Source organism: Kitasatospora sp. NPDC059973 (assembly GCF_042737525.1).
Taxonomy (GTDB): domain Bacteria; phylum Actinomycetota; class Actinomycetes; order Streptomycetales; family Streptomycetaceae; genus Kitasatospora.
In genome coordinates, this window is record NZ_JBHWUI010000025.1 from 27,600 (window position 1) to 53,514 (window position 25,915).

Genomic DNA, 25,915 nt, shown 5'->3' on the forward strand with positions numbered 1-25,915 from the left:
TCACCTTTCCGGCCGCGCCAACGACGGTTTTCGGCCACTCGCGCGCCGGGCACCGGCGGGAAATACCACGGCCCCGCGCCGCCCGAGGGCGGTGCGGGGCCGGGTACGGCGGAGCGTCAGTTCTGGACGAAGACCGCCACGGTGCGGCCCGGCACGGTGAAGGTGCCGGTGGCGGCGGCGAAACCGGACTGCCGGACCACCGGATCGGCCCCGCCCGCCTGGACCGGGTGCAGCGCCTGCGCCGTCCCCTTCAGGGCGGCCACGGTCTGGCTCTGCGCGGTGGGCGTGGCGTTGAACACCACGGTGATGCCCTTCTGCGCCCCGGCCAGCCCGGTGCCGTCCAGGTGCAGCGTGATCACCCCGGGCGTCTCGCCGGGCGTGCCGGAGAGCGGGTAGGAGAGCCGCTGCTGGACGGCGGCCAGGGTGGGCAGCGAGAACAGCGGCGAGCCCTGCTTGATCCGCAGGAACTGCTGGTACTGCGCGGTGGTCGCCCGGATGTCGGCGGCGCCCATCGCCAGCTTCGGATCGGCCAGCAGCGACTTGGCGGCCGGCCACATCTCCTTGTTGTCGGCCGCCGTCGGCACGCCGCGGCCCCAGCCGTTGCCCTGCGCCGGGTCCCACTGGATCGCGTTGAACCAGTCGCCCGAGTCGTAGGAGTTGGCGTCCAGCGACTTGGAACGCAGCAGGTCGGTGCCGGCCTGGACGAAGCCCGGCCCCTGGGTGAGCGCGGTCAGCGAGAGCGCGAGCGCCTGCATCCGGGCCCGGTCGGCGGGCGCGGTGGCCGCGGGCAGCTTGTAGGCCAGCGCGTCGAACAGGTCGGTGTTGTCGTGCGCGTCCACGTACTCCACCGCCTCGCCCGGCACGGCCGCGTACCCGGTCGGGGCGCCGTTGTAGTCGACGCCCGCGCCGGTGACGGCCCGGCCCGCGCTGTCGGTGAACGCGTAGCCGGCCAGGTTGCCGGTGAGCGCCACCTTGAGCTGGTCCATCTGCTTGAGCAGCCGGTCCTTCTGCTCCTGCGGCGTGCCGTTGGCCGGCGAGCCGTTGGGGTCGGAGTACAGGCCCGAGGCGAAGCCCTGCTGCGGGGCCGAGGAGAGCTGGAAGTTGCCGCCCCGCGCCGCGTCCCGGATCCGGTCGTCGAAGGTGGCGATGCCGGTGCCGGCCATGTTCAGCTGGGTGGCCTGCGCGAAGCGGGCGTCATTGGCCACGACGCCGAAGTTCCAGCCCTCGCCGTAGAGGAAGACGTTCTTCCCGTCGACGCCGTCCGAATCCGGTGTCATCCTGCGCAGTGCGGCCTGCACGTCCAGCATGGTGGACCTGGGATCCAGGCCCATCAGGTCGAAGCGGAAGCCGTCGACCTTGTACTCACGCGCCCAGGTGGTCACCGAGTCCACCACCAGGCGGTTCATCATGGCGTGCTCGGGCGCGGTGTCGGCGCAGCAACTGTCGGTCGTCACCTTGCCGTTGGCGTCGAGCCGCTGGTAGTAGCCGGGGACGACCCGGTCCAGCACCGAGTGCTCGGCCTGGCCGGCGGCGGCGGTGTGGTTGTAGACCACGTCCAGCACCACGCGCAGCCCGGCCTGGTGGATCGCCTGCACCATCTGCCGGAACTGCACCGTCCGGGCGGTGCCCTCCGGGTCGGTGGCGTACGAGCCCTCCGGCACGTTGTAGTGCAGCGGGTCGTAGCCCCAGTTGTAGGCGTCCTCGGCGGCGACGGCCGCCACGCACTCCTGCTGCCGCTCGCTGTCCGCCGCCAGGGCCTTGAGGTCGCAGGCCGGCAGCTTCTGCTGGGCCCGGTTCTCCCGGATGGTGGCGATGTCGAAGGTCGGCAGCAGGTGCACGGTGGTGACGCCGGCCTGGGCCAGCTCCCGCAGGTGCCGCATGCCGGCCGACTGGGACTCGGTGAAGGCCAGGTAGGTGCCGCGCTCGGCGGCCGGCACCGTGCCGTCCTCGACCGAGAAGTCCCGGACGTGCAGCTCCTGGATCTGCTGCCGCGCCGGCGGGACGGCCTTCGGGACGGTGTGGTCGTCCCAGCCCTCGGGCTTCAGCGCCTTGGCGGCGAGGTCGGCGACCAGGCTCCGCCCGGAGTCGGCGGACAGCGCCACCGAGTACGGGTCGGTGACGGTGTTGACCACCAGCTGCTGGACGGACGGCGCCCAGACCTTCACCTGGTACAGGTAGTACTTGCCATCCAACTCGGCCTTGTCACGGACGAGTTCCCAGACACCGGTCTCGTCGTCCAGCTTCAGGGGGACGGTCTTCGGGGCGCCGCCGGCCGGTCCGTCGAAGAGCTGGACGGAGACCTCCCGCGCGGTCGGCGCCCAGACCGACAGCGCCACCTTGCCGTTGTAGTAGGCCGGTCCGAAGTCCACCCGGCCGGTGCGGCGGGCGTACAGGTCGTCCAGCACGCCGGGCGTCTGCACCCCGGTCGCGGCCAGCGCGGCGCCGCTGGGCAGGTGCTCGGTGAAGAGCAGCTGGCCGCGGAGCGCGGCGGGCACCCGGGCCGCGTCGCGGGCGTCCACGGTGAAGGCCCGGTAGCCGGCCAGGTGCGGGAAGGCGGCCTTCTGGGCGTCGGTCAGCCCGGCGGCGGGGGTCAGCCGGATCCACTGCCCGGCCTTGCTCAGCACGCCCTTCTCGGCGCGGATGCCGCCCTCGGGGTCGTACACCAGCTGGGCGCTGGTGCCGCCGGCCAGTGCGGCGTCGTTGGCGCCGTACCCGGCGGGCACCACGACCGTGCGGGCGTCGATCCACTGGGCCTTGGCGGAGCCGGGGTCCAACTGCGAGGCGGCGGCGGCGTTCTGCGGGAGCAGGTAGCCCTCCCGGCCGCCCAGGATCCAGACCTCGTGGCCGTTGGCGGCGAGGTCCAGCGACTGGTCGGTCGGCAGGTCCTTGTCGTTGCCCCGGTGCAGGACGTAGCTGAGGCTGGTGGCGCCGGGGGCCAGCGGCACCTCGAAGACGGCGCCGAAGGCGTCGCGGCGGACCGGCAGCAGCGGGTTGCCCCAGTCGGTCGGGGTGGCGGCGCCGGTCCAGTCGTGCAGGCCCCAGCCGGTGTAGTCGCCGTCGGCCCGGTTGTAGTGGATGACGGCGGTGCCGGCGGGCTGGGTGTCGGCGGGCCCGGGGTTCGCCGTCCGGACGGTCGGGTCACCCTCCTTGAGCCAGACCTCGCCGGTCGCGCCGACGTCGAGGTGGCGGTCGGTGTCGACGTCCTTGACGCCGTCCTTCTCGACGACGAAGCCGACGTCCGAGGCCCCCTCCTTCAGCTTCACGTAGGCGAAGGCGCCGTAGGCGTCCCGGCCGGTGAAGCCGTGCCCGGCGGGCCAGGGGGTGGCCTCGCCGTCCGCGAGGTCGCCCCAGGCGTAGAGGTTCCAGCCGTCGTAGTCGCCGTCCTCGCGCTGGTAGTGCACGACGGCGTACGGGCGGGCGGTGGCGCTGGGCGCCGGGGCGGGGGTGGGGGTGCCGGTGGTGAAGCTGCCGGTGGCCGAGCGCAGGTGGCCGCTGGAGTCCTGGACCACGGCCTTGTAGCGGACCACCGTGCCGGGCCGCACGGCGCCGAGGTCCTGGGTGACCCGGTAGGTCCCGTTGTCGGCGGTGCCGAGGGTCCGCCAGGGCGCGTCGCCGATCTGCGCGGCGAAGGTGACCCGGTCGAAGCCGCCGCCGTCGACGGCCGCGCCGACGGTGACGGTGCCGGTGGAGCCGTCGGCCGGGGTCCGCAGCGCGAGCTTCGGCGCGGCCGCGACCGGCGCCAGCTTCCCGGCGGCCTTGAACACCACCGAGGAGAGCGCGGGCACGGTGACGGTGACCGCGCGGTCCGCGCCACTGGTCAGCCGCTCCCCCGCGGCCGGGTAGATCCGGTCGAAGCCCTGGCCGGCCGAGAAGGTGTCCAGGGTGACGGTCTTCGCCTCGGCCGCGTTGTTGACCGCGACCAGGTACTCGACCTGCTGCCCGGCGTCGATCCGGGAGAAGGCGTACACGCCCGCGCCGTCGGCGGCGTACCGCTCGATCTGGGCGCCGTCGGCGAGGGCCGGGTGGTCCCGGCGCAGCGCGGCCAGCCCGGCGATGCCCCGGTAGAGCTCGCCGTCGCGCCCGTAGCGGTCGGCGGAGCCGGAGGGGCCGCCGAGCACCCGGTCCGTGTTGTAGGAGGGGGTCCGCGAGGCGAAGAGGTCCTGCCGGGCGTCCTTGTCGCCGCCGGCGCCGGTGAAGCCCTGCTCGTCGCCGTAGTAGACGACCGGCTGGCCCCGGGTGAGGAACTGCAGCTCGGAGGCGAGCCGGTCCTTCTTCAGCAGGGTGGCGTCGTCGGCGCCCGGGTTGTCGCCGAGCAGGAAGGACCCGAAGCGGCCCATGTCGTGGTTGCCGAGGAAGGTCGGCAGCTCGTAGGCGTCGGTGTCGGCGGTGGTGTAGCGGTAGTCCTGCCCGTACACGTCGGCGAGGCCGCGGGCCGAGCCGCCCTGCGAGACGTAGGAGCGGGCGGCGCTCTGGAACGGGAAGTCCAGGGTGGCCTGGAGCCGGCCCTTGGTGACGTACGGCGAGGTGACCGCCGGGTCGCTGGAGAGGATCTCGCCGAACATGAAGAACTTCTTGTTGCCCTGCTTGGCGGCGAAGTCCTTGAGCGCGGGCGCCCACTGCTGCCAGAAGGCCATGTTGACGTGCTTGACGGTGTCGATCCGGAAGCCGTCCACGCCGGCGTCCTTGACCCACTGCTGGTAGACCTTCTCGAAGCCCTGGACCACCTTGGGGTTCTGGGTGTCGAGGTCGTCCAGGCCGGAGAAGTCGCCCTCGGTGGCGGACTCGCCGACGAAGGTCGAGTCGCCCCGGTTGTGGTAGAGCGCGGGGTCGTTCAGCCAGGCCGGGGCCTTGGCGGCGGTGTCGGCGGGCTTGCGGAAGACCGGGCTGTAGGGGAACGAGTCCTTGGTCAGCTTCGGCCAGGCGGCCGGGGAGCCGGCGCCCGCGTCGGCGACGGCGGTCTCGTCGACCGGCCGGCCGTCGGCGTCCAGCACCGGGTAGGCCCCGGTGGAGCGGTAGCCGTACTGCCGCTGCGCGTAGTCGATGACGTCGGCGGTGTGGTTGGTGATGACGTCGAAGAAGACCTTGATGCCCTTGGCGTGCGCCTTGGCTATCAGCTCCTTGAGCTGCTCGTTGGTGCCGAAGTGCGGGTCGACCTGGGTGAAGTCGGTGATCCAGTAGCCGTGGTAACCGGCCGAGACCTGGTCGCCGGCGCCCTGGACGGGCTTGTTCTTGAAGATCGGGGCCATCCAGATCGCGGTGGTGCCGAGGTCCTGGATGTAGTCGAGCCGCTGGAGCAGGCCCGCGAGGTCGCCCCCGTGGTAGAAGCCCTTGTCGGCCGGGTCGAGGCCGTGGTCCAGCCGGCTGCCGGTGATGCCCCCGGTGTCGTTGCCCGGGTCGCCGTTGGCGAAGCGGTCCGGCAGGACGAAGTAGAACTGCTCGCGGGAGAGGTCGTGCCGCCCGGCGGTGGCGGCCAGCGCGGCGTCCGAGGGCGGGCCGGGCGGGGCCGCGGCGAAGGCCGCGGGGGCCGCGCCGCCCAGGGTGGCGGCGGTCAGCGCGGCGGCCAGCAGCACGGCCGTGCGGCCGGGTCTGCGGATCGGGGTGGTGCTCCGTCGGCGTGTGCGGCGGGGCGGGACATCGGCCACTGAGGGCTCCCTTGCGGGGGTAAGGGGTGTCGAGTTGCCAGGACGCTAGCGGCCTGCAATCTGTTTCAGCAAGATGCAGAAAGGGTTTCAGTCCCGGAAATTTCGGCCCCCTGCGTGCCGCTGCCCGCCCCCGATTGCGCCACCCGAGGCACTCGGCGTGAGAATAGGACGTATGCCCGTCCCGCCGGTTCGTACCAGATCCCGCAGCACCCCCTACCCCGGTGGGAGCAGTCCCCTAGCCCTCAAGGGGGACAGTCGGTGAAGAATCCACTTCCAGAGGATGAGCGGACGGCTACGGGACGTCTGGCAGACTTCTCGTCCATGGGGGAACCGACCGAGATCCAGCAGACCGGCGCCGAGCGCGCCGCGGCGGCGCACGGTGGCGGTTCCGCAGCGGGCCCAGCCGGCTCCGGCCGGGTGCCCGACGGAGCCACCCGCGTCGCCCAGTCCCGCGCGGCCGCGCTGCGCGGCCGCATCCGTGACCAGCGCCGTTCACCGGCGCGACCGCGGATCTGGTTCGAGCTGGCGCTGATCGGGATCAGCTACTGGGTCTACTCCCTCGTCCGCAACGCCGTCCCGGAACAGGAAGCGATAGCCCAGAAGCACGCGGGCTGGATCTGGGACTTCGAGCAGAGCCTCGGCGTGGCCGTCGAGCGCTCGGTCAACCACGCGGTCGACAAGTTCTCGTGGTTGATCGTCGGGATGAACTACTACTACGCGACGCTGCACTTCATCATCACCATCGGCGTCCTGGTCTGGCTCTACCGGCGCCACCCGGGCCGCTACGCCGCGGCCCGCACGGTGCTGTTCGTCACCACCGGCATCGCCCTGGTCGGCTTCTACTTCTTCCCCCTCGCCCCGCCCCGGCTGATGACGGACGGCGGCTTCATCGACACCCTGAAGGTCCACAACACCTGGGGTTCGATGGCCTCCGGGCCCGCCACGCACGTCTCCAACCAGTACGCGGCGATGCCCTCGATGCACATCGGCTGGTCGCTCTGGTGCGGCCTGGCCATCTTCTTCCTGGCCCGCGCGGCCTGGGTCCGCGCGCTCGGCCTGCTCTACCCGGTGGCCACCCTGGTGGTGATCGTCTCGACCGCCAACCACTTCTGGATGGACGCCGTCGGCGGCGTCGTCTGCCTCACGGTCGGCTTCGTGGTGGCCCGGCTGATCTACCACGTCTGGGTCTACCGCCTGCCGAAGGTCCCGGCGCGGGGGGCGGCGGACGAGCCGATCACGGTGCCCGAGCAGTGGAGCGAGCCCGCGGTGAGCGCCGGACGGCGCTGAGACCGGTACGGCGAAGGGCCCGCGGAGCTTTCCGCGGGCCCTTCGCCGTACCCCGGGCCTTGCCCAGGGCCCCTTCGCCGGACCTCCGGGGGCCGGGGCGCAGCGATCCTCCGGGGGCCGGGGCGCAGCCGGTCGGGGATCAGCCGTAGAACAGCCGCTCCACCACCGCCCGGGCCCGCCGGGTGGTGCGCCGGTAGTCGTCCACCAGCTCCCCGCTGTGCCCGGCGCCGTACCCCAGGTAGCGGGCCACCGCGGCCAGCTCCCGGGCCTCCCCGGGGAAGCTGTCCCCGGGCCGGCCGCGGACCAGCATCACCGCGGAGCGCACCCGGGAGGCCAGCACCCAGGCGGCGTCCAGCACCGCCGCGTCCTCCGCCCCGACCAGCCCGGCCTCGGCGGCGGCGGCCAGCGCGGGCCTGGTCCGGGTGGTCCGCAGCGCCGGCAGCTCGTGCCCGTGCTGGAGCTGGAGGAGCTGGACGGTCCACTCCACGTCGGCCAGTCCGCCCCGGCCGATCTTGGTGTGGGTGGTCGGGTCGGCGCCGCGCGGCAGCCGCTCGGCCTCGATCCGGGCCTTGATCCGGCGGATCTCCACCACGTCCCGCTCCGGCACCCCGGAGCCCGGGTAGCGCAGCGGGTCGATCAGCTGCCGGAACCGCTCCCCCAGCTCCGCGTCCCCCGCCACCGGGTCGGCGCGCAGCAGCGCCTGGCTCTCCCAGGCGTGCGACCAGCGCCGGTAGTACGCCGCGTAGGAGGCGAGGGTGCGCACCAGCGGGCCGTTGCGGCCCTCCGGGCGCAGATCGGCGTCGACCACCAGCGGCGGCTCGGTGGACGGCCCGGAGAGCAGCGTGCGCAGCTCGTGGCAGACCGCCTGGGCGGCCCGGGCGGCGTCCTGGTCGAGCGAACCGAGCAGCGGCTCGTGGACGAAGAGGACGTCCGCGTCGGAGCCGTAGCCGAGTTCGCGCCCGCCGAACCGGCCCATCGCGATCACCGCGATCCGGGTCGGCAGCTCCCCGTGCCGGGCCTCCCAGCCGGCAGTGCAGGCGCGCAGCGCGCCCTGGAGGGTGGCCGCGTTGAGCGCGGTGAGCGCCTCGCCCGCGACGTCCAGGGCCTCGGCCGGGTCGTCACCGAGCCGCCCGAGGACATCGGCGGCGGCGGTCCGGAACAGCTCCCGGCGCCGCACCGAACGGGCGGCGGCGACGGCCGCGGGGGCGGAGTCGGCGCGGCCGACGGCGGCCAGTATCTCCTGCTCCAGGGCGGGCCGGCCGCGCGGCGCCAGGCCCTGCGGGTCGCCCAGCATGGCGACCGCCTCGGGGGCCCGCAGCAGCAGGTCGGGGGCGAGCCGGCCGGCCGAGAGGACCCGGGCCAGCTGCTCGGCGGCGGCGCTCTCGTCGCGCAGCAGCCGCAGGTACCAGGGGGTGCGGCCGAGCGCGTCGGAGACCTGGCGGAAGTTGAGCAGCCCGGCGTCCGGGTCGGCCGAGTCGGCGAACCAGCCCAGCAGCACCGGCAGCAGGGTCCGCTGGATGGCGGCCTTGCGGCTGACGCCGGAGGCCAGCGCGGTCAGGTGGCGCAGCGCGGCGGCCGGGTCGGCGTAGCCGAGCGCCTCCAGCCGGGCCCGGGCGGCGTCCGGGCTCAGCCCGGTCGCACCGGTCGGCAGCTCGGCGACGGCGTCCAGCAGCGGCCGGTAGAACAGCTTCTCGTGCAGCCGGCGGACCTCGACGGCGTGCCGCTTCCACTCCCGCTGGAGGGCGGCGACCGGGTCGGCCCGGGTGTCGTCGTTGATCAGCGGGGCGAGCGAGCGGGCCAGCCGGCGCTGGTCCTCCTCGCCGGTGGGCATCAGATGGGTGCGGCGCAGCCGGTGCAGCTGGATCCGGTGCTCCAGCGAGCGCAGGAAGCGGTAGGCGGTGTCCAGCGAGGCGGCGTCGGCCCGGCCCACGTACCCGCCCCGGGAGAGCGCGCCGAGTGCCTCCAGGGTGTTGCCGCTGCGCAGCGCCGGGTCGGTGCGGCCGTGCACCAGCTGGAGCAGCTGGACGGAGAACTCGACGTCGCGCAGGCCGCCCGGGCCCAGCTTGAGCTGGCGGTCGAGCTCGGTGACGGGGATCGAGTCGATCACCCGGCGGCGCATCTGCTGCACGTCGGTGACGAAGTTCTCCCGGGCGGCGGCCTGCCAGACCATCGGCTCCAGCGCCACCAGGTAGGCGGCCCCGAGCTCGGCGTCCCCGGCGACCGGACGGGCCTTGAGCAGTGCCTGGAACTCCCAGGTCTTGGCCCAGCGCTGGTAGTAGGCCTGGTGGCTGGCCAGGGTGCGGACCAGCGGGCCGTTGCGGCCCTCGGGGCGCAGGTTGGCGTCCACCGGCCAGATGGTGCCCTCGCCGGTGGTGTCCGCGCAGAGCCGGGTGAGCGCGGCGGCCAGCCGGGTGGCGGCCTTGATCGCCTCCTGCTCCTCGACGCCCTCCCGCGGTTCGGCGACGAAGATGACGTCCACGTCGGAGACGTAGTTGAGCTCGCGCCCGCCGCACTTGCCCATGCCGATGACGGCGAGGCGGCAGGCGCCGGCGGCCTCCGGATCCTCCTCGGCGGCGATCTCCAGGGCGGTCTGCAGGGTGGCGCCGGCCAGGTCGGCCAGTTCGGCGGCGGTCTGCGCGAGGTCGGTGGTGCCGGTGAGGTCGCGGGCGGCGATGGCCAGCAGGCAGCGGCGGTAGGCGATCCGCAACGCGTCCGCCGGGCTGACGGCGGCGTCCGCCCGCAGGCCCTCGCGCAGCGCGCGCCGGAAGTCCTCCGGGCCGGGGTGCATGTCGCGCAGTTCGAAGGTGACCAGGGCGTGCCAGTCGTGCGGGTGCCGGGCCAGGTGGTCGGCGAGCGCGGTGGACGCGCCGAGCACGCCGAGCAGCCGGTCGCGCAGCGGCTTGGAGGTGGTGAGGGTGTCGCGCAGGGTGTGCCGCTCGGTCTCGTCGGCGCCCTCCAGCAGCCGGGCCAGGCCAAGCAGGGCGAGGTCCGGATCGGCCGTGGCGCCGAGCGCGTCCAGCAGCACCGGGTCGTCGGCCAGTCCCTCCAGACCGGGCCCGGCGAGCAGCCGGACGGCCTGCGCCGGGTCGGTGAACCCGCGCCGGACCAGCCTGATCTCCGGCCGGCTCACCCGGCTCCCGGCCCGCTGCTCCTCCATGACCCCTCCATCCGCCCGCTCAGCAGGTTACGCGCCCGCACGGCGCCGCGCCGAGCGTGACCGCGGACCGGCCCCGCCCGGCCACGACCGGGAGCCTCACGGTCGCCCGGCGGACGGGCCCCGCCGCCGAGCGCCTTCACCGCCGCCGGTCGCCCCCGGCCCCGGCAGCCCCTCCGGCCGGCAGCACGGACACCGCCGTCCACTCCTCCTTCGAGGCGGACGGCGGCATCGGCTTCCTGTACGTCGAACGGGTGAAGGCCGGACGCGGAGCGCCGGGCGGCGGCCGACGGCGCACCGCCCTGTCGCCCGCTCACCGCCCGGGGCGCCCGACCGGGGCGGTGCCCCGTCGGACGGTCACGCTGTCCGGCGGCCCGGGGGGACGGACCCGATCATGCGCGCCGCCGGCCGAGCCGCATCACCGCCACACCCGCCGCGAGGAAAGCGGCCGAGAGGCCGATCAGGATCGGCGTCCCCTGGGAGCCCGTCTCGGCCAGCTCCCCGTGGGGGTGTTCGGCCGAGTGGTGCTCGCCCGCACCGTGCTGGCCGGACGCGTACCCCCCGCCCGAACCGTAGTGCCCGCCCCCGCCGTGCCCGGTCTGCTCGCCGTGCTCGCCGTGCTCGCCGTGCTCGCCGCCACCGTGGTGAGCCGACTTGCCCGGCGCCTGGCCCTTGGCGACGAGGGTCGCCTTGTTCAGGTTCTGCGAGGCCTGGTGGTTGGACTGGCTCTGCTGGTTGGAGAGGTTGTTGGCCTGCGAGGCCGACTGGTTGTTCTGCGCCGAGTTCTGCGCGCTGTTCTGCGCGGAGTTGTTCGAGTTGCTGGCGGCGCTGTTGTTCGCACTGTTGTTGAGGTTGTTCGTGACGACGTTCTGCACGTTGACGGTCACCTGGACGTGCTGGTCCTGACCCTGGTTCTGCGAGCCGCTCTGGCTCTGTCCCTGGTCCTGCTCGTTGCTCTGACCCTGGGCCTGGCCCTGACCCTGGCCCTGCTCGTTGCTCTGACCCTGCCCCTGTCCCTGACCTTGGCCCTGCCCCTGGCCCTGCCCCTGACCCTGGCCCTCGTGGCCGCCGTGACCCTCGTGGCCCTCGTGGCCCTCGTGACCGCCGTGGTGCTCGTGGTGCTCGGGGGAGCAGTCGCAGTCCGCGGCGCCGTGCTCCCCGGGCTGGCCGTGCCAGTCCTCCTCACAGTGCTCGCCACCGCGGGGCGACGAGCCCTCGGGGAACACGGACTCCGGCTGAGCCATCGGCCGACCGCGTCCGAGACCGCTCTCCTCCGACAGCGCGGGCTGCTCGGCGGCTTCGGCGTCGCCCGGCTCCGCGAGCTCCGACACCGAGCCGTCGGCGAAGGCCTCTCCGGCCTCGGTGCCCTCGTCGCCCCGGTGAGCCGGGCGAAGCCCCGGTGCGGAGTAGACGGTGCTTCGCCCGTTGAAGGTCCAGGTGCTGGTGGTGGAGCCGCTGTCCTCCTCGGCCAGACGCAGGAGGCTGTCGACCCATGCGCCCTGGGCCTCGACCGATTCGGCGGCTGCGCCGTGGTCGACGACGGGCGAGGCGTAGGCCGTGCCGCCGGCGCCCAGGGCGAGGGCGGCCGAGGCCAGTCCGGACAGGACCAGGGTGGTGATTCGAGTACGCATGACACTCCAGGATGATCCGCAAAACGGATCTTCTGAATACGCTCCCGCATCACCTGGTCACGGCTCGCACCGCTGCAGGGTAACCGCATTGGCCCAACGAATTAGCGTGCGCGGGGGACCCCTGCCCGGACGCCCGCACCGCCCTCGCCCGCCGGAGACCGGCGGGAGCGGGCGGACCCGCACAACGGAACGGGCCTGCTCCGACCGGAGCAGGCCCACTCGCGCGGTTGACGGAGCGTCAGAGCACCTGGAGGTTCTTCCGCAGCTCGAAGGGGGTGACCTCGGAGCGGTACTCCTCCCACTCCTGGCGCTTGTTGCGGAGGAACTGATGCCACCCCTGGAGGGGATAGATCAGCCCCCGATTAGCGACCGTTCGGCGGTCGTCGGCGCGTGCCCTTGGCCGTCGCCGGCCAGCCCCGGACGGCCCACAGACGGCCCGGCCCAGGCCATGAGCCCCGCCCGCTCCCCAACCACCACCCCACCAGCGCGCGGAGTCGACCGTCACACACCACCCGTTCTGACACCGGACTGGTACGAGCAGTCACCCGCCGAAGAGGTCCAGGTGCGGGCAGGCCTCCAGCGGATCGCCCGGCCGATCCAACCACTTCCACCAGACGTGCCGCCGTCCGCACCCCCCACGCCCCGGCACACACGCCGCCCATCCTCCGCCCGGTGACACAGCACCATCGCCCCGAGAGTCAGAGGCTCATTGCACTCCGGACAGCGCGGGCGGCTCTCATCCACTGCCATGACACGCAACGTACCGGGCGGATGGCGGCGCGATTACCCCATGGCCCCTTCGTAACCTGAGGGCCGGAACGACCTCGATGCACAGCATGTGGTCCCGATCCAGGCACACGACCCTGGACGAACCGACAACTCACCTCGTTGCGACTTGGTCGCGAGGGGGTCGTCCACAGTCACCCAGACAGGCGCTCCCATAGTGCAGCCCTGATTGCCCGGCTTCGGACGGCAAGAGACAGACCGAAGCACTCCCGCCTCTATTGGCAGATCACATTTTCGCCAATTCACACCCGCCGACCGAGCCAGCATGGGAGCATGCCCAGATGCTTCACAGACGCCTGAGAAGCGCTGCGCTGGCCACCCTCGCCCTGACTGCTACAGCTGCATGTGGAAGTCCGCCAGACCGTCCCGCAGCGGCCACGCCCTTCTCGTCCACCCCAGGCCCGGCCAGTCCGCCGCCCTCCCAAACAGTAAGAGTCACGACACCGAGCCCAACGGCAAGCGCAGCCCCCAGTCCAAGCATCGAGGACGAAATCGACCTCTTGGCGACGAAACAGGGCTGGCACGCCGACACATGGCATCGAACGGCATCGTACCTGGTTTCAGATATTTGCAAAACTCTGGATAGCCTCGCCGCCCAGAATGCACCCGAGGGACTTCCGCAATGGCTTATATCTGGCGGCCACACCGAAGGTGACAACGGGAAAATTCTCATCTCCGGCGTTCCGATGCTTTGCCCGAAGTGGACGGAAATAATCAAGCAGGCCACCGAAGGTAATTTCGAGCGGTCGTACGGCAATGGAGATTACGAGGTAGGCAAGGAAATAAAGCCCGGAAAGTACCGAACCTCCGGCGACCTCAAGAACTGCTACTGGGCTCGTCTTACCATATCGGGCGAGATCATCGACAACAACTTTGCACCAGCAGCGCGAGAGATTACGGTTACAATCCAGAAGGGCGACGGACTTTTCACCACCAAAGGATGCGGCGCCTGGAAGGCTGTTAAGTAGATTCACCCTATTGGATAGTGAGATTAGAACCTCCACCAGGCCTTCAGGGAACCATGAGCATCGCAACCGAGATCACCAAGAGAAGCATCGCCGCTGACGTCTCCTACCTTGGCCGATACGCCCGGGATTGCCGATCCCTCTCGGAATCTGGAAGGGGAGCCCCAGTTCCCATCCTTGGCCTCTGCATGGTCCCATATATTTCACTATGCGTCCACGAATCCCAGAAAAAGCTGGGAATCGTAATGCCACACCCAAACTCCGAGCTTTCCGCCACCGCCTCATCCATAGTTGCCCGATCTCGCCACTCTCTGAAGCTCTTCGAGGACAGTGGCCGCGGCGGCATTCACGGACTACTCTCATACTTTCACAATGAAGCATTCCCGGCCCACTTCTCGAAGTTCAGAGGCAAGCATTCGCTATCTCTGGCGAGGCTATTCGGACACGACTTGGGGATATCATATTTTGACGGCAAGCTTATTTCCACCAGTTGCTCATCAACACTCTTCCTGGGGATGCCGCTAGAAATATCGCTTCGGCAGGGTGTCGAGATTGGTGCAATATACAAGGAATACGGATCCTATCTTGGCGGCCTTGGTGCACGTCTCGACACCGGACCTGCAAGCTACGCAATAGGTTTGAATCCCGGATCATTTACATCGCGAGACGATAGAATAGCAATATTCTATTCGCGGGGGTTTAATGAGGATGGCACTCTAGCACTCAATGCAGCCCTGACCGTCTTTCGAGGGCTTCTGAATTTTGCAGACCGGGTAATCTGTCACGGACACAGCCCTCTCGCGCTCGAATATGCCCCGTTCAAGATGCGCTACATCACCCTTTATCATGTCCTATCTAGCTTGCGCCTACTCCGAAATGATCCGATCTTTCCTCTGTCAGATATTTCAAAAGGCTTCCTAGACAATATACTCTCGACTAATGGGGCCCGGACGGTCATGTCCGGCAGTGGGCGCCCATTTCGAAATAGCTTGATTCACTATGATCTCGATAGCCGGATCAGGCCGTCGGAGATAGATTTTGACGAGCCGCTTTTTGGACTGGTTCACGCTTGCTTCCAGCTGCATAACTTTGCCTCTTTTAGTACGCTGGTCGACCAGTGCATAAAAGAGACCGCAGCCCAGATTGACACATGGGCAGAGTGCACACGTAAATAGAAGACCCAGGCTCACAGGAGATCAAGCACTGCGTCCATGGCACCCAGACGCAGTTGGAAAGCGCTGGCGTGTTCGACCGTACGCCACGACAAAACCTCGCACGTTCAGGCTCTTCCAAGCTGCAGATGCTGACCGAGCCAACCTCAGCACGGCCAGCATCTCGGACAGCTCAGCGAGGCAGCCGTTGGCTGTGGGGTCCCGTCCTAGACGCTGGCAACTGACCCCTGCCATCGTTCATCCTGGCTAGGTATCTGCCTAGAGAAGGGAGCGGCTAGTGCCGGAGCGGAGCCCGCGCGGTACCTACCTGCGGATCGCCGACGCGATCGAGACGGAGATCAGCGGGAACTCCACAGAGACGTCGCTTCCTTCCGAAGCCCGGCTGATGGAGACCCACGGCGTTGGCCGAACCACGGTTCGTCGCGCTCTGGACTCCCTTGCGGCGAAGGGCCTCATCACCTCACGTCCCGGAGCTGGATGGGTGGTTGTGGGCGCCGAAAGCAAACCGCCAGTGATCGACCAGCTCATCGCACTGGTGCGGACGCTCGGTGTCGGAGCCGACTTCCCCTCGGAGAAGGAGCTCACCGAGACGACCGGCGCCGCGCGAGGCACCGTTCGACGGGCCCTCGCTCAGTTGGAGGGCGCCGGCGTTCTCGAAGTGCGCCACGGGAAGGGCCGGCGCGTCCGAACACTTCCCGCCGATCACTCCTGACCACGATCAACGAGGAGCAGATACAACCGTGTGGGCCTACGAGCTTGCCGAGTCCCTCCTGTCCACCGACCTTCCCCGCCGCTGGTCCCACTCGAAGGGGGTTGCCAGCAAGGCGCGCACCCTCTCCCGCATCCTCGGCCCCGACGCGGAGCTGCTGGAAGCCGCCGCCATCCTGCACGACGTCGGCTACTCGTCGCGGATAGTCGCCACCGGCTTCCACCCGCTCGACGGCGCGCGGTTCCTGCGCACGGAGAACGTGGACGAGCGCGTCGTGCGGCTGGTAGCCCACCACTCGTGCGCGCTGCTCGAAGCGGAGGAACGCGGCCTGCGGCGTGAGCTGGAGGAGGAGTTCCCCCTGGAGGAGCCGCACCTGGTGGACGCGCTGATCTACTGCGACATGACGACGACGCCGGACGGCACGCCGACGACGACTTCCGACCGAATCGCGGAGATCGTTGGCCGGTACGGGCCCGACAGCATCGTCGGACGGTTCATCCGCCGAGCCGAGCCGACGATCGACGCAGCAGCACGCCGGATTGAAGGTCAGCTGCTCCAGGCCCAAGTCTAGGACGCGCCTGGCAAAGCCGGAGGGACGGGAGTTGAGACGAAAAGGCGCCTCGGCCAAACTGATGCGCAGGACACACTATTACCTGCTGAGGCGAATATGACCTACGTCATCAAGGGCACGTCGAACCGAGCAGCAACCTGCGACGAGTGCGGGAAAGACGTCCAGCGCCCCATCCAACTCGAAACCATCGACCTTACCGGCAACCCACTCGGTCACCGCACCTACGTCGGCGTCGACTGCGCCGCCACCCGAACCCGCAGAAGTGTGAAGGCCGTCGAAGCCGACGCCGCACGTGCCGACCGGGCGAGGGAAGCCGATGCGCGGCGCCAAGCCGAACGAGAAGCCTTCTCCCGGCGCTACGACCAGGCCCAACTCGAATGGTTGAGAGAGACGTACGGCGTCACCACCATTGACGAAGCCTCGGAGAAGACCGGAAAGGACTGGATCGAAATCTGGACCGAAGCCCGCGCAACACTCACCGAGCTCGACTAAAGCCACACCGGCAGGGCGATTGCCACTTCCTGTGACCGTCGTGGGCTCCTCAGTCAAAGCTGTCTCCGCTCGCGCCAGGCTCTCCTCGGCCGTCAAGCGTCAGGCGGTTAGCCGATGTATGGCTGCACACGGGCGGCCTCCAGGCCGTGCGTGATCCGCAGCCGCATGGACGGGTGAATGTCCAGGTCGTCGAGGCCCACCGGGTCTACCCAGCGGACCTCCTTCGACTCCGAGCTCGTACGCAGTTCGCCGCCGACAGGCCGGGCCCTGAAGCAGATGGAGAACTGCTGCCGGACCTCCCCGTCGTCGTACGCCATGACGTGCCCCGGGTCCGTGTACAGGCCCACGACGGAGTCGACCTCGACGTCGATTCCCGTCTCCTCGCGCACCTCGCGGACCACCGTGTCCGCGACGGATTCCCCAATGTCGTGGCCGCCGCCGGGAAGCGCCCAGAGGTTGTTGTCGGTCTTGTGGATCAGCAGCAGACGCCCCGCCCGCGTCGGTCTTTTGAGTCGGCTGCAACGTCTTTCCCTGACATCCCTGACAATCCCTGACGTCCTGCCAGGAGCCAAAACCACAGGTCAGCGAGTTCCCCTGACATCCCTGACACTTTCCGCCCTCCGCCTCCGTCCGCGAGAGGGCCAATCACACTCCGCATTCACCATCCGAACCTCTCGCCGGAGGTGTCCGCATGCCCGCAAGGGGCCAACGGGGCAGCAGCGCACCAGCCGTCCGCCCCCTCCCCGATCGCTACCTCGAACCCGAGGACATCGCCCGGATCTTCGGCGTGCCGCTGGAGACCGTCTACCAGTGGCGCCGCAAGCGCACGGGGCCACCCGGATTCCGGGTCGGTCGGCACGTCCGCTACCACCCCCAGGCCGTCGCCGAATGGGCGGCCGAGCAGAACGAACAGGCGGCTTGATCCATGGCAGGACACATCCAGGACCGCTGGTACAAGACCGAGGCCGGGCCCGACGGCAAGTCCCGCCGGGCGAAGACCGACCGCCACGGCAGCGGCATGCGCTACCGTGCCCGCTACGTCGGACCGGACGGGACCGAGAAGAGCAAGTCCTTCCCCGACCGCCAGAAGCGACTGGCGGACGAGTGGCTGGCCCGGATCGAGGCCGACATGTCGCGCGGCCAGTACACCGACCCGAAGGCAGCCCGGGTCACCTTCAGGCAGTACGCGGAGAAGTGGCTGGCCTCCCAGCACACCGACCTCAACACCCGGGCCTCGGTGGACGCTCAGATCCGTCGACACGCCATCCCGTACCTGGGCCCGCGCCCGATGGACTCGTTCCTGCCCACGCACATCCGCGAGTGGCTGGCGGAACTGGAGAAAGCTGTCCCTGCATCGTCGTACCGCCGCGTCATCTTCGGGAACGTCTCCGGCATCTTCACCGCGGCTATGGAAGACCAGCTTCGGACCACGAACCCGTGCCGCTCCCGCTCGGTCATGGCGCCCAGCCGGGCTCCGGGCCGGGTGCGACCGTGGCCGGCCGATCGGGTGGCCGCCGTCCGAGCGGGCCTCCCGGAGCGCTACCGGCCCATGATGGACGCCGGCGGCGCGTGCGGCCTGAGGCAGGGTGAGATCTTCGGTCTTCCGGTGGATGAGATCGGGCTCGACACCGGCTGGCTGCACGTCGGCTATCAGGTCAAGGACATCGGGGGCCGCCTGGTGTTCGCCCCGCCCAAGCGCGGGAAGGTCCGGGACGTCCCGCTCCCGGAGCAGGTCTCCCACATCTTCAAGGCCCACATCGAGGAGTTTCCGCCCGAGGAGGTCACGCTGCCGTGGCTCACCCCGGACGGCCCGCCGGTCACCAAGCGACTGCTGTTCACGCGGGAGGAGGGAGGCCCCGTCCGCCGGAGCGACTTCAACACGTACGCGTAGAAGCCCGCTCTCGTCGCGGCCGGCGTCATCCCGCCACCGGAGAAGGGCAAGCGGCACCAGGCGTCCCGTGAGGACGGCATGCACGCCCTGCGGCACTTCTATGCCTCGGTCCTGCTGGACGCCGGCGAGAGCGTGAAGGCGTTGAGCGGGTACCTCGGGCACAGCGACCCCGGGTTCACGCTCCGGGTCTACATGCACCTCATGCCGAGCAGCGATGGCCGCACCCGCCGGGCGGTGGACAAGCTCTACGAAGGGCTCGGCTGGGCCCCGGTTTTGCGGCCCGACGGCCCCTAGACGGCCCAGGGCGGGTGAGGGGCCTCCCGGGTCGGCGGTGCGATACCGCCGACCCGGGGCCCTCACCCACCCTGGTAACCGCGCTGACCTGCGGCTACAGCACCTGGAGGTTCTTCCGCAGCTCGAAGGGGGTGACCTCGGAGCGGTACTCCTCCCACTCCTGGCGCTTGTTGCGGAGGAAGAAGTCGAACACGTGCTCGCCGAGGGTCTCGGCGACCAGCTCGCTGCGCTGCATCAGGTCAATGGCCTCGCCGAGGTTCTGCGGCATCGGCTGGATGCCGAGGGCGCGGCGCTCCGCGTCGGTGAGCGCCCAGACGTCGTCGTCCGCGCCGGGCGGGAGTTCGAGGCCCTCCTCGATGCCCTTGAGGCCGGCCGCGAGGGTGACGGCGTAGGCGAGGTAGGGGTTGCAGCCGGTGTCCAGCGAGCGGACCTCGATCCGGGTGGAACCCTGCTTGCCGGGCTTGTACATCGGGACGCGGATCAGGGCCGAGCGGTTGTTGTGGCCCCAGCAGATGTACGACGGCGCCTCGCCGCCGGCGCCCGCGGTGCGCTGCGAGCCGCCCCAGATCCGCTTGTAGGAGTTGACCCACTGGTTGGTGACGGCGGCCGTCTCGGCGGCGTACTTGAGCAGTCCGGCGATGAAGGAGCGGCCGACCTTGGAGAGCTGGTACTCCGCGCCGGACTCGTGGAACGCGTTGCGGTCCCCCTCGAAGAGCGAGAGGTGGGTGTGCATCCCCGAGCCGGGGTGGTCGGAGAACGGCTTCGGCATGAAGCTGGCGTGCACGCCCTGCTCCAGCGCGACCTCCTTCATGACCAGACGGAAGGTCATGATGTTGTCGGCGGTGGAGAGCGCGTCGGCGTAGCGCAGGTCGATCTCCTGCTGCCCGGGCGCGCCCTCGTGGTGGGAGAACTCCACCGAGATGCCCATCGATTCCAGCATCGTGATCGCCTGGCGGCGGAAGTCGTGCCCCACCCCGCGCGGGGTGTGGTCGAAGTAGCCGGACTGGTCGGCGGGGATCGGCGCGGTGCCGTCGCCGGGCAGGTTCTTCAGCAGGAAGAACTCGATCTCGGGGTGGGTGTAGAAGGTGAACCCGAGCTCGGAGGCCTTCTCCAGGGTGCGCTTGAGCACGAACCGCGGGTCGGCGAAGGACGGGGAGCCGTCCGGCATCAGGATGTCGCAGAACATCCGGGCCGTCCCGGGCGTCTCCGAGCGCCAGGGCAGGATCTGGAAGGTGGTCGGGTCCGGCTTGGCGATCATGTCGGACTCGTAGACGCGGGCGAAGCCCTCGATCGCCGACCCGTCGAAGCCGATGCCCTCCTCGAAGGCCTGCTCCAGCTCCGCTGGCGCCACCGCGACCGACTTCAGGAACCCGAGCACGTCGGTGAACCACAGTCGGACGAAACGGATGTCACGCTCTTCGAGCGTCCGGAGCACGAACTCCTGCTGCTTGCCCATGGGGACAGTCTCACCTCTGCTCTTTACGTTCGTGTTACGCCCGGAAACCACCCGAAAGCGACTGTCCCCATCATGGCGGATCGCGGCCGCCGAGGGCAGTGGCAACCCTCGGACGCGACATCGCGTCAGATTGACGATTAGACTCACGGCATGCCCACTCTCCGTCTCGCCCTGTGCCAGACCGACCCCTGGGTCGGTGATCTCGACCGCAACGCGGACGAGGTGGTACGCCGGACGGCCCAGGCCGTCGAGGCCGGTGCCCGGCTGATCGCCTTCCCCGAGATGGCCCTGACCGGGTACCCGGTGGAGGACCTCGCCCTACGCCGCTCCTTCGTCGAGGCCTCCCGGTCCGCGCTGGTCGCCCTGGCCGCGCGGCTGGCCGGCGAGGGGCTGGGCGAGGTGCCGGTCGTGGTCGGCTACCTGGGCCGGTCCGACCAGGCCTCACCGCGGTTCGGCCGCCCGGCCGGGTCGCCGCAGAACTGCGCCGCGGTGCTGCACCGCGGCGGGGTGGTCACCCGGTTCGCCAAGCACCACCTGCCCAACTACGGGGTGTTCGACGAGTACCGCTGGTTCGTCCCCGGCGACCAGCTGCCGGTGCTGCGGCTGCACGGGGTGGACGTGGCGCTCGCGATCTGCGAGGACATCTGGCAGGACGGCGGCCGGGTCAGCGCCGCCCGCGAGGCCGGGGCCGGCCTGCTGCTGGTGCTCAACGGCTCGCCCTACGAGCGGAACAAGGACGACGCCCGGCTGGAACTGGTCCGGCGGCGCGCCGCCGAGGCGGGCTGCGCGCTGGCCTACGTCAACATGGTCGGCGGCCAGGACGAGCTGGTCTTCGACGGCGACTCGATCGTGGTCGGCGCGGACGGCGGGGTGCTGGGCCGCTCGCCGCAGTTCGCGGAGCACCTGCTCGTCCTCGACCTCGACCTGCCGGCCGCGAGCAGCGACCACACCGACGGGCTGCTGCTCGCCGACGGCCTGCACCTGGTCCGCCGCGAACTGGGCGGCGAGCCGCTGCCCGCGCCCGCCGCGCCGCTCCGGGCCGAGGTGGCGCCCAGGATCTCGGACGAGGCCGAGATCTGGGCCGCGCTGGTCTCCGGCACCGAGGCGTACGTGCGCAAGAACGGCTTCCGCTCGGTGCTGCTCGGCCTCTCCGGTGGCATCGACTCCGCGCTGGTGGCGGCCATCGCGGTGGACGCGCTGGGGGCCGGGAACGTGCACTGCGTCTCGATGCCGAGCCGGTACTCCTCCCAGCACTCCCGGGACGACGCCGCCGAGCTGGCCCGCCGGACCGGCCTGCACTTGCGGACGGTGTCGATCGCGCCGATGGTCGACGCCTACCTGGCGGCCACCGAGCTGACCGGCCTGGCCGAGGAGAACCTGCAGTCCCGGCTGCGCGGCACGCTGCTGATGGCGATCTCCAACCAGGAGGGCCACCTGGTGCTCGCGCCGGGCAACAAGAGCGAGCTGGCGGTCGGCTACTCCACGCTGTACGGCGACTCGGTCGGCGCGTTCGGACCGATCAAGGACGTCTACAAGTCGCTGGTCTTCCGGCTCGCCCGCTGGCGCAACGAGGAGGCCGCGCGGCGCGGCGAGCCGGCGCCGATCCCGGAGCACACCATCGACAAGCCGCCGTCCGCCGAGCTGCGGCCGGACCAGGTGGACACCGACTCGCTCCCCGACTACGACCTGCTGGACACCGTGCTCAGCCGCTACGTCGAGGGCGACGAGGGCCGGGACTCGATCGTGGCGGCGGGCTTCGACCCGGCGGTGGTCGACCGGGTGGTGCGGCTGGTCGACACCGCCGAGTACAAGCGCCGGCAGTACCCGCCGGGCCCGAAGATCTCCGCCAAGGGTTTCGGCCGGGACCGCCGGCTGCCGATCACCAACCGCTGGCGCCGGGGCTGATCACCGACCGCCGGCGCCGCGGCTGATCGCCGGCCGGCCGGTCCCGGCCGCCGGTGGTCACCCCTGGTAGCGGTAGGTGGCCGCGATCGCGAGGTGGTCGCTGCCGTCGTGGCCCAGGGTGCGGGAGTCGGTGGGCTTCAGACCGCCCTTGCTCATGATCTGGTCGATCCGGGCCATCGGGAAGGACGCCGGCCAGCTGAAGCCGAAGCCGTCACCGGCCGCGCCCTGGGCCGAGCGCATCTGCGAGGTGACCGGCGCCAGGCTGCGGTCGTTCATGGTGCCGTTGAGGTCACCGAGCAGCAGCACCTTCTTCAGCGACTCGGCCTCGATCGCGTCACCCAGGGCCTGGGCACTGGCGTCCCGCTGGTTGACGGTGAAGCCGCCCTCGGCCTTCAGCCGGACGGACGGCAGGTGCGCGACGTACACCGCGACCGGGCCCTGCGGGGTGCCGACCTGGGCGCGGAAGGCCCTGGTCCAGCCCATCTTGATGTCCACCACCGAGACGCCGCTGATCGGGTACTTCGACCAGAGCCCGACCGTACCCTCCACCGCGTGGTACGGGTAGCTGTCGGCCAGCCCGGTCTCGTAGGCGCGCAGCGGCCGGCCGGCCAGCTCCTGGAGCGCGACGATCTGGGCGCCCGAGTCCTTGAGCAGCTGCACCGTGCGCTGCGGGTCGGTGTTGGCGGCGGCCACGTTGTGGCTGACCACCGTCCAGTCCCCGGCGCCGCCGCTCTTGTCGCTGAGCAGCCCGCCGAACATGTTGAACCAGATCACCACCGGCAGCAGCAGCGCGATCAGCGCGGTGGCGGAGCGGCGCAGCAGGGCCGGCACCAGCAGAACGGGTACGGCCAGGCCGACCCAGGGCAGGAAGGTCTCCAGCAGGCTGCCGAGGTTGCCGACGGTGTTGGGCACCTCGGCGTGGAAGGCCAGCAGGGCGGCGGCGAGCAGGGCGAGGGCGGCGAGGAGCAGGCCGCGCGGCCAGGGGTTGCTGCCCCGGGCGTCCCGGCCCCAGCCGCGCAGGCCGAGGAACCCGGCACCGGACCCGGACCGGCCGGCACCCCCCGGACCACCGGGCCCGGGACCGCCGAGGCCACCGGGACCGCCGAGGCCGGGGCCGGGGCCGCCGAGGTCACCGGCGCCACCGGGGCTACCGGTGCCGTCCGGGCCGGTGCCGGTGCCGGTGCTCCCGGCGGTGGCCGGGGCCCCGCCTCCCGCCGCCGGTGCCGTCCGGTCCGTCCAGTCCGCCTGCGCCATCCCGTGGCTCCCGTTCGTTCGTGCCGTCTGCCGGTCCGACGCGCGACCCCGCCGGAGGGCGGGCACGGTGCCGGACTGGTGCCGGTTTGATCGGATTCCCGGCTCAGCCTATGCCGGGACAGACGCGGGCTCCGGGGAGCGGGTTCCGGCGTGGCCCGGTTTGGTGAGCCAGGCCACGCCGGGGAGCCGCACGGAGGCCCCCGCGGCAGGTCGGTCGCGGCGGGCCGGTCGCGGCGGAGCGCGGCGGGGCGGGTCAGTCGCGGGCGGCCGGGCCGGCCAGGCCCTGGAGCATCGCGTCGATCATCGTGGTGGCGAGCCCGGGATCGTCGAGGTCGGACTCCTCCCACAGGATGCTGCGGGTGAGGATCGGACCGATCAGCAGGTCGGCGAGGAGTTCCTCGCCGAGGTCGCCCCGGAGCACGCCCTCGGCGACGCCCCGGCGGATCAGGTCGCGCGCCATCACCCGGCGCGGCCCGATCACCCGTTCCCGGTAGGCCGCGTGCAGCTCGGGCCAGCTGTGCATCTGGCTGAGCGCGGCCTTGAGCACCCAGCGGGAGCGCTTGGCGAGGCCGCGGATGCGCATGTACTCGACCATCGCGATCAGGTCGTCCCGGACGGCGCCGCCGGTGGTCTCCGGGACGGGCGCCTCCAGCCGGCTGACCATGTCGACCAGCAGGGCCTCCTTGTTGGGCCAGCGCCGGTAGATGGTGGCCTTGCCGACGCCGGCGGCGGTGGCGATGCCCTCGATGGTCAGCTCGGCCAGACTGCTGCCGGCCGCCATGAGCTCCTCGACGGCGGTGAAAATGGCCTGCTCGGCCGCCTCGCTGCGCGGGCGGCCCCGCCGCGGGCTCGTGCAGTCCGGCGCGACCGTGGTGTCCGTCTTCATCCCCGCTGGTCTCCCTCGATGGTCGCGGGCGCGCGGCGCCGTTCCAGTACCGATTGTCGTCCGCACTCCGGCCCGGTGGAAGCCGCCGTACGCACATGGCCCCGGCCGCCCGGACGGGTCCGGGCGGCCAGGGGCCCATTCTCGCTCAGCTCGGCCGCAGCTCAGCCGGGGTCCGGCCGACCGCGACCGGTCAGGCGTCGGCCGCTTCGGTCTCCCGCACGGGGCCGGCCGCCTTCGCCGGGGCGGGTGCGTCCCCCGGCGCGCCGCCGGGGCCGCCCGCCGTGATCCGGCCGGGGAGCAGGAACCAGGCGAGCAGTGCGCCGACCGCGGTGACTCCGGCCGAGAGGCCGGCCACCACGTGCATGGCGTCGATGAAGGAGGCGTTCGCCGGGCCGATCAGCTCGGCGCCCTGCGGCCCGAGCCGGCCGGCCACGGCCATGGTGGCCTCCAGGGACTCACCGGCCTTCTCCCGCAGCGCGCCGGCCGGCAGCTTGTCCAGCTGGTCGGACATCCCGTTGCGGTAGACGGTGGAGAGCACCGCGCCGAGCACGGCCACCCCGAGCGAGCCGCCGACCTGGCGGAAGGTGTTGTTGATCGCCGAACCGGCACCGGCCTTCTCGCGCGGCAGCGAGCCCATGATCGCGACGGTGACCGGCGGCATCACGTGCGCCATGCCGCTGCCCATCAGCAGGCCGAGGACCACCAGCACCCAGATCGGCGTGTCGACGTCGAGCAGCAGGTAGCCGAGGAAGCCGATCGCGATCAGGGCCATGCCGCCGGCGCAGGTGGCGCGGACGCCGAAGCGGTCCACCACCAGCCGGGCCCGCGGGGCGAACAGCAGCTGGGCGGCGGCCAGCGGCAGCATCAGCAGGCCGGCCTGCAGCGCGCTGTAGCCGCGCACGCTCTGGGTGTAGAAGACGCCGAAGAAGGAGACGCCCATCAGCGCGAAGAAGACCACGCCGACGACGACCACGGAGGCGCTGAACACCTTGTTGCGGAACCAGCTGATGTCCAGCGCCGGGTACGCGGTGCGGCGCTCGAACCAGACGAAGGCGACCAGCGCGACCACACCGACCAGCACCGGCCCCCAGGCCTCCGGGGAGGTGAAGTCGGCCAGCTCGCCGCCCTTGATGATGCCGAAGATCAGCGCGACCAGGCCGATGATCGAGAGCAGCACGCCGACCGGGTCGAGCCGGCCCGGGTTCGGGTCCTTGGACTCGGGCACCAGCAGCACCATCGCGATCACGGCGACCACCACGATCGGGACGTTGATCAGGAAGACCGAGCCCCACCAGAAGTGCTCGATCAGCAGGCCGCCGGTGATCGGGCCGATCGCGATGGCCAGGCCGACCGCGCCGGCCCAGATGCCGATCGCCTTGGGCTGCTCGGCGCGCTCGAAGACGTTCATGATGATGGCGAGCGTGGCGGGCATCGCCAGCGCGCCGCCGACCCCCATCAGCGCGCGGTAGCCGATGAGTTCACCCGGCGAGGCGGCCATCGCGGAGAGCAGCGAGGCGATCCCGAAGACCACCATGCCGGCCAGCAGGGCGCGCTTGCGGCCGAACCGGTCACCGAGCAGGCCCGCCGTGAACAGCAGCCCGGCGAAGACCAGGGTGTACGAGTTGATCGACCATTCCAGGTCGCTCTGGCTGGCGCCGAGCCCGGTGGGCGCGGGTGACGCGATGGTCTTCATCGCGACGTTCAGGATCGAGTTGTCGAGGACGACGACGAGGAGGGCGAGCACCAGGGTGCACAGGATCGCCCAGCGTCGGCGGTGGATGGCTTCCGGCACCCGAGGTGGCGCGGCTGCGGTGGTCATT

Annotated in this window: 18 protein-coding genes and 1 pseudogene; 10 read left to right on the forward strand and 9 right to left on the reverse strand. The window is 70.9% G+C overall.

Translation table 11 applies throughout. From position 1 onward, the window contains the following. Positions 1-116 precede the first annotated feature (116 nt). Positions 117-5,642: a pullulanase-type alpha-1,6-glucosidase gene (pulA, locus tag ACFWA9_RS09785; RefSeq protein WP_380385046.1), complete on the reverse strand. Its 5,526-nt coding sequence runs from the start codon at positions 5,640-5,642 to the stop codon at positions 117-119. Positions 5,643-5,963: 321 nt separating this feature from the next. On the opposite strand from pulA, the gene ACFWA9_RS09790 reads away from it, so the two are divergent. After that, entirely contained in the window at positions 5,964-6,929 is a 966-nt protein-coding gene (locus tag ACFWA9_RS09790) for a phosphatase PAP2 family protein (RefSeq protein ID WP_380385049.1), read from the forward strand. A 139-nt stretch (positions 6,930-7,068) separates the two neighbouring features. Here ACFWA9_RS09790 and ACFWA9_RS09795 read toward each other — a convergent pair whose 3' ends face one another. From ACFWA9_RS09795 to ACFWA9_RS09805, 3 genes and pseudogenes are all read right to left on the reverse strand, one after another. After that, complete coding sequence (locus ACFWA9_RS09795; protein ID WP_380385052.1) at positions 7,069-10,086, reverse strand: bifunctional [glutamine synthetase] adenylyltransferase/[glutamine synthetase]-adenylyl-L-tyrosine phosphorylase; 3,018 nt, start codon at positions 10,084-10,086, stop codon at positions 7,069-7,071. A gap of 389 nt (positions 10,087-10,475) precedes the next feature. Continuing rightward, on the reverse strand, positions 10,476-11,714 hold the full coding sequence (locus tag ACFWA9_RS09800) for a hypothetical protein (protein WP_380385055.1): 1,239 nt from the start codon (positions 11,712-11,714) through the stop codon (positions 10,476-10,478). A 238-nt stretch (positions 11,715-11,952) separates the two neighbouring features. Beyond that, a pseudogene (locus ACFWA9_RS09805) lies at positions 11,953-12,039 on the reverse strand (glutamine synthetase); the annotation flags it as partial. 961 nt (positions 12,040-13,000) lie between these two features. Between ACFWA9_RS09805 and ACFWA9_RS09810 the strand changes: the two are divergent. The 5 genes from ACFWA9_RS09810 (at position 13,001) to ACFWA9_RS09830 (ending at position 16,409) form a co-directional block, all read left to right on the forward strand. Further along, the gene (locus tag ACFWA9_RS09810) at positions 13,001-13,468 is read left to right on the forward strand and encodes a hypothetical protein (RefSeq protein WP_380385058.1); all 468 of its coding nucleotides are present in this window, start codon (positions 13,001-13,003) and stop codon (positions 13,466-13,468) included. A 53-nt stretch (positions 13,469-13,521) separates the two neighbouring features. Further along, positions 13,522-14,640, forward strand: a complete 1,119-nt coding sequence (locus tag ACFWA9_RS09815; RefSeq protein WP_380385060.1) for a hypothetical protein — start codon at positions 13,522-13,524, stop codon at positions 14,638-14,640. A 274-nt stretch (positions 14,641-14,914) separates the two neighbouring features. Then, the gene (locus tag ACFWA9_RS09820) at positions 14,915-15,349 is read left to right on the forward strand and encodes a GntR family transcriptional regulator (RefSeq protein ID WP_380385063.1); all 435 of its coding nucleotides are present in this window, start codon (positions 14,915-14,917) and stop codon (positions 15,347-15,349) included. Between the two features lie 28 nt (positions 15,350-15,377). After that, complete coding sequence (locus ACFWA9_RS09825) at positions 15,378-15,917, forward strand: HD domain-containing protein (RefSeq protein ID WP_380385066.1); 540 nt, start codon at positions 15,378-15,380, stop codon at positions 15,915-15,917. A gap of 96 nt (positions 15,918-16,013) precedes the next feature. Further along, complete coding sequence (locus ACFWA9_RS09830) at positions 16,014-16,409, forward strand: hypothetical protein (protein WP_380385069.1); 396 nt, start codon at positions 16,014-16,016, stop codon at positions 16,407-16,409. Positions 16,410-16,516: 107 nt separating this feature from the next. Here the strand turns inward: ACFWA9_RS09830 and ACFWA9_RS09835 are convergent, their stop codons facing one another. Beyond that, on the reverse strand, positions 16,517-16,957 hold the full coding sequence (locus tag ACFWA9_RS09835) for an NUDIX domain-containing protein (protein ID WP_380385114.1): 441 nt from the start codon (positions 16,955-16,957) through the stop codon (positions 16,517-16,519). A 143-nt stretch (positions 16,958-17,100) separates the two neighbouring features. Between ACFWA9_RS09835 and ACFWA9_RS09840 the strand changes: the two genes are divergently transcribed. From ACFWA9_RS09840 to ACFWA9_RS09850, 3 genes are all read left to right on the forward strand, one after another. Beyond that, the gene (locus tag ACFWA9_RS09840; RefSeq protein WP_380385072.1) at positions 17,101-17,331 is read left to right on the forward strand and encodes a helix-turn-helix domain-containing protein; all 231 of its coding nucleotides are present in this window, start codon (positions 17,101-17,103) and stop codon (positions 17,329-17,331) included. A 3-nt stretch (positions 17,332-17,334) separates the two neighbouring features. Beyond that, the gene (gene xerC / locus ACFWA9_RS09845) at positions 17,335-18,300 is read left to right on the forward strand and encodes a tyrosine recombinase XerC (protein WP_380385075.1); all 966 of its coding nucleotides are present in this window, start codon (positions 17,335-17,337) and stop codon (positions 18,298-18,300) included. Positions 18,301-18,378: 78 nt separating this feature from the next. Further along, entirely contained in the window at positions 18,379-18,594 is a 216-nt protein-coding gene (locus ACFWA9_RS09850) for a hypothetical protein (RefSeq protein WP_380385078.1), read from the forward strand. Between the two features lie 94 nt (positions 18,595-18,688). Here the strand turns inward: ACFWA9_RS09850 and glnA are convergent, their stop codons facing one another. Next, complete coding sequence (gene glnA / locus ACFWA9_RS09855) at positions 18,689-20,050, reverse strand: type I glutamate--ammonia ligase (RefSeq protein WP_329487371.1); 1,362 nt, start codon at positions 20,048-20,050, stop codon at positions 18,689-18,691. A gap of 150 nt (positions 20,051-20,200) precedes the next feature. On the opposite strand from glnA, the gene ACFWA9_RS09860 reads away from it, so the two are divergent. Then, positions 20,201-21,955: an NAD+ synthase gene (locus ACFWA9_RS09860; RefSeq protein WP_380385081.1), complete on the forward strand. Its 1,755-nt coding sequence runs from the start codon at positions 20,201-20,203 to the stop codon at positions 21,953-21,955. A 57-nt stretch (positions 21,956-22,012) separates the two neighbouring features. Here ACFWA9_RS09860 and ACFWA9_RS09865 read toward each other — a convergent pair whose 3' ends face one another. From ACFWA9_RS09865 to ACFWA9_RS09875, 3 genes are all read right to left on the reverse strand, one after another. Then, a complete protein-coding gene (locus ACFWA9_RS09865) occupies positions 22,013-23,209 on the reverse strand; it encodes an endonuclease/exonuclease/phosphatase family protein (RefSeq protein WP_380385084.1) in 1,197 nt (398 codons plus the stop codon). A gap of 253 nt (positions 23,210-23,462) precedes the next feature. Beyond that, a complete protein-coding gene (locus tag ACFWA9_RS09870; RefSeq protein WP_380385087.1) occupies positions 23,463-24,095 on the reverse strand; it encodes a TetR/AcrR family transcriptional regulator in 633 nt (210 codons plus the stop codon). 190 nt (positions 24,096-24,285) lie between these two features. Next, positions 24,286-25,914: an MFS transporter gene (locus ACFWA9_RS09875; RefSeq protein ID WP_380385090.1), complete on the reverse strand. Its 1,629-nt coding sequence runs from the start codon at positions 25,912-25,914 to the stop codon at positions 24,286-24,288. Position 25,915 lies beyond the last annotated feature (1 nt).